Source organism: Actinomadura chokoriensis, from assembly GCF_039529475.1.
GTDB lineage: Bacteria > Actinomycetota > Actinomycetes > Streptosporangiales > Streptosporangiaceae > Spirillospora > Spirillospora bangladeshensis.
Genome location: NZ_BAAAMW010000003.1, coordinates 256,764 through 268,960, shown reverse-complemented (window position 1 = coordinate 268,960; position 12,197 = coordinate 256,764). Strand labels below are relative to the sequence as shown.

General features: G+C 69.2%; 7 protein-coding genes and 1 tRNA gene. 7 read left to right on the top strand and 1 reads right to left on the bottom strand.

All coding sequences use genetic code 11. The annotated features are described in order from the left end of the window. The first annotated feature begins 68 nt into the window (after positions 1 to 68). The 6 genes from recF (at position 69) to ABFX46_RS09225 (ending at position 8,419) form a co-directional block, all read left to right on the top strand. Positions 69 to 1,193 carry a DNA replication/repair protein RecF gene (gene recF, locus ABFX46_RS09250; protein WP_346041010.1) on the top strand — a complete coding sequence of 375 codons (1,125 nt, stop codon included), beginning with the start codon at positions 69 to 71 and terminating at the stop codon, positions 1,191 to 1,193. 56 nt (positions 1,194 to 1,249) lie between these two features. After that, the gene (locus tag ABFX46_RS09245) at positions 1,250 to 1,819 is read left to right on the top strand and encodes a DciA family protein (protein WP_346041008.1); all 570 of its coding nucleotides are present in this window, start codon (positions 1,250 to 1,252) and stop codon (positions 1,817 to 1,819) included. A 678-nt stretch (positions 1,820 to 2,497) separates the two neighbouring features. Beyond that, on the top strand, positions 2,498 to 4,435 hold the full coding sequence (gyrB, locus tag ABFX46_RS09240) for a DNA topoisomerase (ATP-hydrolyzing) subunit B (protein WP_346041006.1): 1,938 nt from the start codon (positions 2,498 to 2,500) through the stop codon (positions 4,433 to 4,435). A 188-nt stretch (positions 4,436 to 4,623) separates the two neighbouring features. Next, the gene (gene gyrA / locus ABFX46_RS09235) at positions 4,624 to 7,146 is read left to right on the top strand and encodes a DNA gyrase subunit A (RefSeq protein ID WP_346041004.1); all 2,523 of its coding nucleotides are present in this window, start codon (positions 4,624 to 4,626) and stop codon (positions 7,144 to 7,146) included. A gap of 42 nt (positions 7,147 to 7,188) precedes the next feature. Then, positions 7,189 to 8,250, top strand: coding sequence for a DUF3566 domain-containing protein (locus tag ABFX46_RS09230; RefSeq protein ID WP_346041002.1), 1,062 nt, complete (start codon positions 7,189 to 7,191; stop codon positions 8,248 to 8,250). 92 nt (positions 8,251 to 8,342) lie between these two features. Beyond that, a tRNA-Ile gene (locus ABFX46_RS09225) sits at positions 8,343 to 8,419 on the top strand. Between the two features lie 434 nt (positions 8,420 to 8,853). On the opposite strand, the gene ABFX46_RS09220 is transcribed toward ABFX46_RS09225, so the two are convergent. Next, entirely contained in the window at positions 8,854 to 9,519 is a 666-nt protein-coding gene (locus ABFX46_RS09220; RefSeq protein ID WP_346041000.1) for a hypothetical protein, read from the bottom strand. 1,088 nt (positions 9,520 to 10,607) lie between these two features. Between ABFX46_RS09220 and ABFX46_RS09215 the strand changes: the two genes are divergently transcribed. Further along, positions 10,608 to 11,318 (top strand): bleomycin resistance protein, encoded by a 711-nt coding sequence (locus ABFX46_RS09215; RefSeq protein WP_346040998.1) that lies wholly within the window; start codon positions 10,608 to 10,610, stop codon positions 11,316 to 11,318. Positions 11,319 to 12,197: the final 879 nt, after the last annotated feature.

The window sequence follows — 12,197 nt, the reverse complement described above, 5'->3', positions numbered from 1 at the left end:
TGCGGGTACTCGCGGGCGGGGGTGCATGGGGCATGGGCAGGGTGTCGAAGGCTCTACGCTCGTGTCTCGTGCACGTCGCCCACCTTTCGCTGCAGGACTTCCGCTCGTATCCGACCGCCGAGGTCGCTCTCGAGCCGGGGGTCACGGCGTTCGTGGGCCCGAACGGGCAGGGCAAGACCAACCTGGTCGAGGCCATCGGATACGTCGCCTCGCACGGGAGCCACAGGGCCGCGACCGACGCGCCGCTCGTCCGGCACGGGGCGCCGCGTGCGATCGTCCGGGCCGGGGTGGTGAAGGACGACCGCAAGGCGCTGATCGAGCTCGAGATCAACCCGGGCAAGGCGAACCGGGCACGGCTCAACCGGTCCCCCGTCCCCAGGCCGCGCGAGATCCTGGGGATGCTGCGGACCGTGCTGTTCGCCCCGGAGGACCTCGCGCTGGTGAAGGGCGACCCGGGGGAGCGGCGCCGGTTCATGGACGAGCTGCTCACCGCGCGGGCTCCCCGCTTCGCCGGCGTGCGCTCCGACTACGACCGCGTCCTCAAGCAGCGCAACGCCCTGTTGAAATCGGCGGCCGCGCACAGGCGCTCCCCCGGCCCCGAGGTGCTCGCGACCCTGGACGTCTGGGATTCGCACCTGGCGCGCACCGGGTCGGAACTGCTGGCGGCGCGGCTGCAACTGGTCGATGTGCTGCGGCCGCTCGTGGCGCGTGCGTATGCCGCCCTCGCCCCGCACAGTGGTGCAGCCGACCTCATCTACAAGAGTTCGCTCGGGGACGTGCAGTTGTCCACAGACCGTGGACAACTCGGCGAGCAGCTCATGGCGGCCGTGGGCGAATCGCGCAAGCAGGAGTTGGAGCGGGGCGTGAGCCTTGTCGGCCCGCATCGGGACGAGCTCGTGCTGCGCTTGGGGGAGCTTCCGGCACGCGGCTACGCCAGCCATGGAGAATCGTGGTCGTTCGCGTTGGGCCTGCGGCTCGGCGCGTACGAACTGCTGCGCGCGGACGGCGACGACCCGGTCCTCATCCTGGACGACGTGTTCGCCGAGTTGGACACGGGCCGCCGTGACCGCCTGGCCGACATGGTGGCGCCGGCGGAGCAGGTCCTCATCACGGCGGCCGTCCCCGCGGACGTCCCGGCCGAATTGACAGGGGGCTCGTATACCGTCTCGGACGGCAAGGTCGTCCGAGACTGAACGCGGAAGGTCGTCGCCGGGCGCCTTTCCGGGATATGGGCGGAAGGGGTGAGCGTGTGAGTGATCATCCACAGGATGTGGACAACTCCCCAGGGAGCGGAGACCCGGGCGGGGCCGCCGACGGCACTCCGGGCGCGGCTCCGGACGGGGCCGTCCCCGCCAAGTCGGGGATCGAGCTGGCGCGCGAGGCGCTCGCCCAGGCGAAGGCCGACGCGCTGAAGCGCGGCACGCTCCCCGGTCACAACGGCAAGCGCCGGGGCGGCGGGCGTGTCGTCCGGGTCAGGGACCCCGGTCGCGGCGGTGACCCCAAGCTGTTCGGCGCGGCGATCCGCGACCTGATGGCGTCCCGCGGCTGGGAGCAGCGGGCGGCCGTCGGCGGCGTCTTCGGCAACTGGGCGGTCATCGTCGGCCCCGACCTCGCCGAGCACACCCGTCCGGACCACTTCGAGGACGGCGTGCTGACCGTCGCCGCCGACTCGACGACATGGGCGACGCAGCTGCGCCTGCTGTCGTCCACCCTCGTCCGGCGGCTGAACGAGGAACTCGGCCACGGCACCGTCCGCCGCGTGAAGGTCGTCGGCCCGTCCTCCGGCCCCCGCCGCACCGGCGCCTGGCGAGTCCGATGACCCCCGCCCCCAAGCCCGCGGCGCCCCCGCCCGCGCCGACCACCCCCGCGCCGACCACCCCCGCGCCGACCAAGCCCGTTGCCCAGCCCGCGGCCACGTCCACAGTCACGCCCGCAGCCAGGCCATCGGCGGCCACGCCTGCAGCCACGCCCGCGGCGGCGACTCCGGCCCCGCCCGCGGCGGCCCCGCCCGGGACGGCGGCTCCGGCGGCGACTGCGGCCCCGCCCGCGGCCACGCACGCAGTCAACCCCACGGCCCCGCCCGGGGCGGCGACTCTGGCCACGCCCGGGGCGGCCACGCTCGGGGCGGCGGCTCCGGCGGCGACTCTGAGGGTGGCGGCTTCGGCGGTGGCGGGTGGGGGGAACATGTGTTCGGGGGGTGGGGTGCCCAGTTCAGCGGCCAGCGGCACGTAGGCCAGAGAACGCCCCGGGACCTATGGGGGGATGTGGCTCCGGGTCAGATCGGCCGCCACACGCGCACACAGCGCTCGTGAGTGCCACTTTTCGCCGCGTCACCCGGTAGAATGTACGCGGGTTCAGGATGCTGCGCCGCCATGGGGTGCCCGGGGCTCTCACCAACGCGAACAGAGCACGACCGGGTGCCCCCATGTGTGTTACGGGGCACACCGCGCCTCCCTCGGGCGCGGAGCGGCAGACATCCCCGGCAGGAGGATCTCCTTTGGCGTACGACGCTAGTTCGATCACTGTCCTTGAAGGGCTTGAGGCGGTTCGCAAGCGCCCGGGCATGTACATCGGCTCGACCGGTGAGCGCGGCCTGCACCACCTCGTCTACGAGATCGTGGACAACGGGGTCGACGAGGCCCTCGCCGGCCATGCCGACAGCATCGTGGTGACGCTGCTGGCCGACGGCGGCGTGAGCGTGGACGACAACGGCCGCGGCATCCCCGTGGGCGAGCACCCGGTGGAGAAACGTCCGGCCATCGAGCTGGTGTTCACCACGCTGCACGCGGGCGGCAAGTTCGACGGCAAGTCCTATGCCGTGTCGGGCGGTCTGCACGGTGTCGGCTCGTCCGTGGTGAACGCGCTGTCCACCCGGCTGGAGGCCGAGGTCCGCCGGAACGGCCACGTGTGGCGCCAGTCGTACACCTGGCGCGGGCCCGAGGCCGAGCTCCAGAAGGGCGAGGAGACCTCCGACACCGGCACCCTCATCAGGTTCTGGCCCGACCCCGACATCTTCGAGACCACCGAGTGGAACTTCGAGACCCTCTCCCGCCGCATGCAGGAGATGGCGTTCCTCAACCGCGGCCTCGCCATCACGCTGCGGGACGAGCGGCCCGACCACTCCAACGGCGAGCCGCACGTCGTCCGGTACCACTACGAGGGCGGCATCGAGGACTTCGTCCGCTACATCAACGCGCGCAAGGACGCCGTCCACGAGTCGGTGGTGTACTTCGACGACCACACCGAGGGCATGTCGGTCGAGATCGCCATGCAGTGGAACTCGTCCTACGCCGAGTCCGTCCACACGTTCGCCAACACGATCAACACGGCGGAGGGCGGCACCCACGAAGAGGGCTTCCGGGCGGCGCTCACCACGATCGTCAACCGGTACGCCCGCGACAAGGGCCTGCTGCGCGACAAGGACGACAACCTGACCGGTGAGGACGTCCGCGAGGGCCTCACCGCGATCATCTCGATCAAGCTGGCCGACCCGCAGTTCGAGGGCCAGACCAAGACCAAGCTCGGCAACACCGAGGCCAAGTCGTTCGTGCAGCGGGCGTGCAACGAGCACCTGCGCGACTGGTTCGAGGAGAACCCGGGCGAGGCCAAGGAGATCATCAACAAGGCGTCGCAGGCGGCGCGCGCGCGGGTCGCGGCGCGGCAGGCGCGCGACCTGACCCGCCGCAAGAGCCTGCTGGAGTCGACGTCGCTGCCCGGCAAGCTGTCGGACTGCCAGTCCACCGACCCGGCGAAGTCCGAGCTGTACATCGTCGAGGGCGACTCGGCGGGCGGCTCCGCGAAGGGCGGCCGCAATCCGCACTTCCAGGCCATCCTGCCGATCCGCGGCAAGATCCTGAACGTGGAGAAGGCCAGGATCGACAAGATCCTGAAGAACAACGAGGTGCAGGCGATCATCACGGCGCTGGGCACCGGCGTGCACGACGAGTTCGACATCAGCAAGCTCCGCTACCACAAGATCATTCTGATGTCGGACGCCGACGTCGACGGCCACCACATCAACACGCTGCTGATGACGCTGCTGTTCCGGTTCATGAAGCCGCTGATCGAGGCCGGCCACGTGTACCTGTCGCAGCCGCCGCTCTACAAGATCAAGTGGGACGCGCGCGGCAACGAGGCCGACTACGCCTTCTCCGACGCCGAGCGCGACGCGATCATCGAGGCGGGGATCGCCGCCGGCAAGCGCGACCCGCGTCCCCGCGACCAGGTGCAGCGCTTCAAGGGCCTCGGCGAGATGAACGCCAACGAGCTGTGGGACACCACCATGGACCCCGACAACCGGGTCCTCCTGCAGGTCCAGCTGGACGACGCCGCCCAGGCGGACGAGCTGTTCAGCGTGCTCATGGGCGAGGAGGTCGAGCCCCGCAGGGAGTTCATCCAGCGCAACGCCAAGGATGTGCGCTTCCTCGACATCTGAGATATCCGCCGCGCGCCGAGCTCCCAGCGACCTGACCATGACGGCCACCCGGCCCAACGGCCCACCGGCCCGCCCGGCCTTCCGGGCCCCGGCCCACCGCCATCCGGCTCCCAGGCTCCCGTGAACTCCCGCAGGCAGGCGTACTTCTCACCCACTGAGCTTCCCACCGAGCAGAAGAGGTTTTGAGAGTGACGGACGTGACCACAGAGGGCGGCCACCCCGGCGAACGGATCGAACCGGTCGACATCCAGGTCGAGATGCAGAAGAGCTATCTCGACTACGCAATGTCGGTCATCGTCGCGCGCGCGCTGCCCGAGGTACGCGACGGTCTCAAGCCCGTCCACCGCCGCGTCCTCTACGCGATGTACGACGGCGGCTACCGGCCCGACCGCGGCTACTTCAAGTGCGCCCGCGTCGTCGGCGACGTCATGGGGAACTACCACCCGCACGGCGACTCCGCCATCTACGACGCGCTCGTCCGGCTGGCCCAGCCCTGGTCGATGCGGTACCCGCTGGTCGACGGCAACGGCAACTTCGGTTCGCGCGGCAACGACCCGGCCGCGGCCATGCGGTACACCGAGTGCCGCATGGCGCCCCTGGCGATGGAGCTGCTGCGCGACATCGACAAGGAGACCGTCGACTTCTCCCCCAACTACGACGGCCGCTCGCAGGAGCCGGACGTCCTGCCGTCCCGGTACCCGAACCTACTGGTCAACGGGTCCGCCGGCATCGCGGTGGGGATGGCGACGAACATCCCGCCGCACAACCTGCGCGAGGTCGCCGACGGCGTCCGCTGGTACCTGGAGAACTACGGCGCGTCCGACGACGAGCTGCTCGAGGCGCTGATCGAGCGGGTCAAGGGCCCCGACTTCCCGACCGCCGGCCTGATCGTCGGCCGCAAGGGCATCGAGGAGGCGTACCGCACCGGGCGCGGCTCCATCACGATGCGGGCCGTCGTCGAGGTCGAGGAGATCCAGGGCCGCACCTGCCTCGTCGTCACCGAACTCCCATACCAGGTCAACCCGGACAACCTCGCCCTCAAGATCGCGGACGGCGTCAAGGACGGCAAGCTCGACGGCATCGCCGACGTCCGCGACGAGACGTCCGGCCGGACGGGGCAGCGGCTCGTCATCGTGCTGAAGCGGGACGCCGTCGCCAAGGTCGTCCTGAACAACCTGTACAAGCACACCCAGCTGCAGGAGACGTTCGGCGCGAACATGCTCGCGCTGGTGGACGGGGTGCCGCGCACCCTGCGCATCGACCAGTTCGTCCGGCACTGGGTCGCGCACCAGATCGACGTCATCATCCGCCGCACCCGGTTCCTGCTCCGCAAGGCCGAGGAGCGCGCCCACATCCTGCGCGCGCTGCTGAAGGCCCTCGACCGGATCGACGAGGTCATCGCGCTGATCCGGCGCTCGCCGTCCGCGCAGGAGGCGCAGCAGGGCCTGATGGGGCTGCTGGAGATCGACGAGATCCAGGCGCAGGCCATCCTCGACATGCAGCTGCGCAAGCTCGCCGCCCTGGAACGCCAGCAGATCACCGACGAGTACGACAAGCTCATGGCGGAGATCGCCGACTACAACGACATCCTCGCCTCGCCCGAGCGGCAGCGGCAGATCGTCGGCGACGAGCTCGCCCCCATCGTCGAGAAGTTCGGCGACGAGCGGCGCACCGAGATCGTCCCGTTCGACGGCGACGTGTCCTACGAGGACCTCATCGCCGAAGAGGGCGTCGTCGTCACGATCACCCGCGGCGGCTACGCCAAGCGCACCAAGACCGACCTGTACCGGGCGCAGCGGCGCGGCGGCAAGGGCGTCCGCGGCGCGCAGCTCAAGCAGGACGACATCGTCGACCAGTTCTTCGTCACCTCGACGCACAACTGGATCCTGTTCTTCACCAACAAGGGCCGCGTCTACCGGGCCAAGGCCTACGAACTGCCCGACTCCGGGCGCGACTCGCGCGGCCAGCACGTCGCGAACCTGCTGGCCTTCCAGCCGGACGAGCGCATCGCCCAGGTCATGACGCTCCGCGACTACGACGTCGCGCCCTACCTCGTCCTCGGGACGAAGAAGGGCCGCGTCAAGAAGACGGCGCTGCGCGACTTCGACTCGCCGCGCACCGGCGGCATCATCGCCATCAACCTGGTCGAGGGCGACGAGGTGATCGCCGCGCGGCTCGTCTCCGCCGACGACCGGCTGCTGATGATCTCCTCCGGCGCCCAGGCGATCAAGTTCCGCGCCGACGACGAGTCGCTGCGGCCGATGGGGCGCGCCACGTCCGGCGTCATCGGCATGCGGTTCGACGAGGACCAGGAGGTCCTCAACATGCTCGTCGTCCACAACGGCTCGGACGACGTCCTGGTGGCCACCCGCGGCGGCTACGCCAAGCGCACTCCAGTGGACCAATACCCGCTCCAAGGTCGTGGGGGTAAGGGCGTCCTCACCGCTAAGATCGTTGAATCGCGCGGGATGTTGGTAGGGGCGCTGATGGTCGGCCCCGACGACGAGGTGTTCGCGATGACGTCGAACGGCGGCGTGATCCGCACCACCGCCGCGGAGATCAAGCAGTCCGGCAGGCAGACCATGGGCGTCCGCCTGATGAACCTCGCGGACGGGGACAGCGTCGTGGCGATCGCGAGGAACGTAGAGTCCATTGAGGACTCCGAGTCCGCCGAGGGCTCGGACGACGGCGAAGGGGGCGACGGTGAGTGACGTATCCTGCATCGTCACCGAGCCGCTAGGCCAGGAGGACACGTGAGCACCGAGCCCGGCAAGAACAAGGGCGGGCCGCCCGGCGCGTCAGGCGCGGCGGGCAGTGGAACGGGCGGCTCCGGCAAGAAGCCGGGTGCGGGGTCGGGGTCTGGGTCGTCGTCGGCAGCGTCGTCGTCCAAGTCCGGGACGAAGCCGTCGAAGACCGTCGCCGCCGCGTCCGCCAAGTCCGGGGCGCGGGACGAGACGACCGTCGACCTCGACACCTCGGACACCGCCGGTAAACCGGGCTCTTCCGACACGTCGGATTCGTCGAGCGCCGACACGACGCGGATCGACCTGGCGAAGATCGAGGACAAGCCGGCGAAGGACTCCGGCGGCTCCGAGATCGCCCCGGTCAGGGACACCGCCGCGGACTCGCCGGCCGCGCCGGCGAAGTCCGCCGCCTCCTCCTCTCCGTCGTCGTCTCCGTCGTCCTCCTCCGGCTCGGCGGGGTGGGCCAAACCCGCCGAGCCGTCCGGTTCGGTCTCGGCAGGACGTACGGAGAGCGCGGGCAAGCCGTTCAGCATGTCGTCCGGCAACTCGTCCGCCGCGGGGAACTCCGCCGCCTCGTCGCCGTCCTCGCCCTCTTCGGGCGGCTCCGGGCGCGGTTTCGCCGGTACCGTCCTGAAGGACCGGCCGTCCACGGCCGTGGCCCCGGCGAACTCGTCCAAGCCGGCGAACGGCAAGCCGGCCCGCAAGGCCCAGCTCCAGCTGTCGCGGCTCGAGCCGTGGTCGGTGATGAAGTTCAGCTTCGTGATGTCGCTGGTCTGCTTCGTCGTCCTGCTCGTCGCCGTGATCGTCCTCTACGCGATCCTGTCCGGCCTCGGCGTGTTCGACGCCATCAGCGACACGATCAACAGCCTCACCAAGGAGCAGGGCGAGACCACCGGCAGCGTCGACGCCGGCAGCTGGTTCTCCTTCTTCCGCATCTTCGGCTACACCGTCCTCGTGGGCGCCCTGAACGTCATGCTCATCACGGCCCTGTCCACGGTCGGCTCCGTGATCTACAACCTCGCCGCCGACCTGGTGGGCGGCGTCGAGGTCACCCTGAAGGAGGCCGAGTAGCCCCGTCCCGCCGCCGCCCGGCAATCGATTTCCGGTTGTCCGCCCAGATGGGGTAACCTCTCGTTGCGCCGCCAGGGGCGGCGGCACACTCCGGGCCTATAGCTCAGTCGGTTAGAGCGCATCCCTGATAAGGATGAGGCCGGTGGTTCAAGTCCACCTAGGCCCACCAGTTTCACAGACCCCCGCCGGGCACCGGCGGGGGTCTTTTTGACGGCGGCCGTGATGGCAACGGCCGTGGCTCTGCGAGCTGCCGGACAGTTCCCCGGCCGCGCCCTGCCAAGGGCGGCGACGCTGAGGCCACTACGCGTCCTGCGGAAGGCTGCTCGGAGCGTGCGACGTGGGCCACGGTCACCGGACGGCCGTGTCGGACCGCGCATCGCGACGCCCCTGCCGGGCACCCGAACCGGCCGCCACGGGGTCGCACACCAGCGCGTAGGGCGACGATCTCATCAAGGGTGGTGAGGGGATCATCAGCGCCACATCTCATGGCTCGTCTTGGCCGTGGTCGGCAGAGAGCGACCGCCGCTCCTTCGTCATTTGGGCCTGAGGGACCGGCCTGCCGACGGACTGGGGGAGGCCGTCGGCAGAGCGGCGTGGTCGGGGTCAGTCCCTCGTCCAGAAATGCCAGTCCTTTTCCGGGATGTCCCAGGAGGGGGCGGGCAGCCAGTCGGGTGCCGGCGACCAGCCGGGCTGAGGCTGAGGCCAGCCCGGCGGGGCGTTGAACCGCCAGGACGCCGCCGAACCGGGCGCGATCTGCTCCAACTGTCCGGCGGCGATTCGCTGGCTCTCGATGGCGGCGTGCCAGGAGGACCGCCACCGATCGTGCGAGTCGGTGAGTTGCGTCTGCAGAAACTCGATGCCCAGGTCGGCCGCCCTTTGGAAGGTCTCCAGTCCTTCGCTGTATTCGGCCGGGAGCCACCGTTTCAGCTCCGACAATGTGGCTTGCCGCTGTTCGGCGAGGGGCTGCAGCGCATCGAGTTGGCGCAGCAGTGCAGTCGCCTCGACGATCTCCAGTTCGTAGGCGTAGCGGATCCGCAAGGTCACCAGTGCCGAGGTCGTCTCCGCGTGCCGCCGGTCGCCTTCGACTGACGAGCCGGCGGCTCCGATGGCGCCGTAGACGTCGTTGAGCGCGTGCAGCTCCGCCTGGATGAGCTGTCGCTGCTGCGTCAGGCGGACAAAGTCCCCGAGGTCGCTGAGATAGTCCTCGGCCGCCTTGTCCCATGCCTCGAAGAGGCGATCCCGCTCAAGAATCAGTTCGTCCAACGACATGGCGCTCCCTTTCCGTCAAGACTCCGACGGATAGGAGGGCCGGTCGGTTCGCTCGGAAAGCGAGAAAAACGGAATGCTGCGCTCTTGGGGCTCCTGGCTGGCTGAGGTGCCGCCTGTGCGGATGGGCTGTGTCCGCTGTGTTCGACTCGAGTGCTCGGCGACCGCGGTTATCCAGAGAACGGGCAATTTCTCCACAAGCTGTGGATAACTGAAGTCGCGGCCATGGTTCTTGATTGCGGGGTCGGGCGCCGACGCGCTCGGGGCACTCTCCTATTTTCGCCTGCGGGAGCGGGGTTCCGGTGAAAATCTGGGGCTTGGGCAAGGCCGGTTTCGCGAGGCCGGCCGGGCGTCGGAGCACAGCACCAGGATGGGCGTCCGTCCAGGCTAAGCCTGCTCTCCGGCCAGGACGAGGTCGACCGCGGCGTGGCGGAAAGGGGCTCGAACGTCATTGCGCGCGGTGGGCTCGCAGTCATGCGAGTCCAGATAGGGGCTGCCCGAGCGCCTGCGCGATGAAGTGAATGTGCGCGGGACGGCAGGGGCGCCGCCTGGTGGCGTTGAGGAGCCGGCTGGCCCATCTGTGGGTGGGCAATGGCTGAGGGACGCTGGTGTGGGGCTGAAACGTCCCTCGACGCCGGTTCGGAAAGGCTGCGGCCGTTGCCGGAACGTAGCGCAGCCGGCCGCTGGACGTCGCAGGATCCCTTCTCGTCGCACCGTCCCGCACGAACGCCTGCAAGTGCGGGTCATCGCCGTCAGCGGTTCCCGGAGGCGGCGTCCGGGGTCGCGCTGAAACTGCCCTGGGCAGCTTCCGTGGCGGTGTGCTCGTTGGAGTACCGCGATGTCCCGACGTCACTGTCCACAGTCTGTGGAAAAGTGCTGCGATTGTGCGGCCACCCGTGCCGAACGGGCGCTGGGCACCTTCGTGCGGTGAGAACGCCATGTGGTTGCGTCCGGGCGACTTCATCATCCTCCATGGCGATGGCGCTGGGAGGTGAAGACACTTCGAATGCTTCCGTGGCGGCGGTCCGGCGCGGCGCCATCGAGGGTAGTCAAGTTTGACTAACGTCGTACGCCGCTCCTACGCTTCGGGAATGAGCGAGAAGGCGATCCCGATCTATCCGTGCCGTTCGATTGACGCGACCTGGGACTTCTACAGTGTCCTGGGCTTCGAGCAGACCGCCTGGCAGACGCGTCCGAACCCCTATCTCGGCGTCCGGCACGGCGACGTCGACCTGCACTTCTTCGGATGGAAGAAGCACGACCCGGCGGCGTCCATGAACATGTGCTACATCGCCACCGCTGCCGTCGACGAGTTGCACGAATCCTTTCGTGGGGGCCTGAAGCAGGCGCTCGGCCGTGTTCCCACGCGGGGGCTCCCGAGGATCAGCGCTCTGCGGAACATGTCCTATGGCGTCCGACAGTTCCTCCTCAGCGACCCGGACGGTCTGCAACTCCGCATCGGCCAGCCCATCTCGGACGACCTGCGGCATTCGCCGATCCCGACGGAGAAGGTGGCCAAGGCACTCCACATGGCCGCGCTGCTGGGCGGTGACTCAAAGGGGGACCATCCGGCCGCCGCTCGGATCCTTGATCGCCTGCTGGCGTCCGATGAGCCCTTGGCTCCGTCCGAACGTCTCAAGGCTCTGGTGCTGCGGGCCGACGCCGCCGTTCAGATGGGCGAGCCGGGCCGCGCTCGCACTCTCCTCGCCGAAGCGCGAAACGTCTCCGCCGCGAACCCGTCCAGCGAGCCGGACGACCTCCGCCGCCTCGCTGACCTGGAGGAGTCACTCCCCGCCGAATGAACGAGCATGGTGTCGCCGGCTGCGTCGGAGGCCTATCCGCGCCCTGCGGGCGGGTGGGGCGGCTCAAGTCGCGGCAGTACACGGATGGATTGTCCGGTCGTAACCGCGCTTCTACGGCGGATGCCGTGCGGTCGGCCCCATGGGCAGGACGGTGGCCGGGCCTGGGGACGTGGCTGGGGATTACCGGTGGGCAGAGTTGTCCACCGTTGCACCGGAGTTGTGGAGGGTACTTGCCCACAGGCTGTGAACGGGGTGTGGGCAGTGATGATCCATAACAGGTGTCCTCCCTGGTCAGCAGCTTTTCCACCACGTGGACAACCGAGCGAGCCGGTTGGGGGTTGGCTGGGGAAGAATGGTGGACAGAGCGTCGGCCGGTCGTACCCAGGTTGTGCACGGAAGTTATCCACAGGTTGTGGATTCTGTGTATGGGGTCGCGGCGGTGTGGATGATGGGGAGAACGGCGCCCGACGCGTCGTGGAGGCGGTGGAAAGCCCGGCTGTTCTGGGGATCCTGCTGTGGACACGGCCTCCTGATCGCCTGCTGTCAGGGAAGAAGAGATGTGCGTGAAGGTTGCACACAGCCTGTGGATTACTGCCTTCAAGGCAGGTTCCCGGGGGCGTGTTGCCGCAGATCGTCCACAGCCGGTCTTCCACTGGCGAGGATCCCGTCGGCCGGCCGGGGGCCGGTGGAAGGAGGCCGCTGTGACTACCTCACTCCGACGCCTTCGCCACTGTGCCCTGCGCTTCGGCGCCGATGCCGGTGATGAGGTTGTCGCCGGACGTCGGCGGTCGTCCTCAGGCGACGTGCCCGTGAGCACCGACGTGTGCCCGGCGGCGCGCGGGCACCCAACGCAGCATGCAGTCTTCCCGCGCCTCCTGG

Coding starts and splice junctions, on each gene's coding strand:
- ABFX46_RS09215 (WP_346040998.1), top strand. CDS start 10,608: ATGAGCGAGAAGGCGATCCCGATCTATCCGTGCCGTTCGATTGACGCG.
- ABFX46_RS09220 (WP_346041000.1), bottom strand. CDS start 9,519: ATGTCGTTGGACGAACTGATTCTTGAGCGGGATCGCCTCTTCGAGGCA.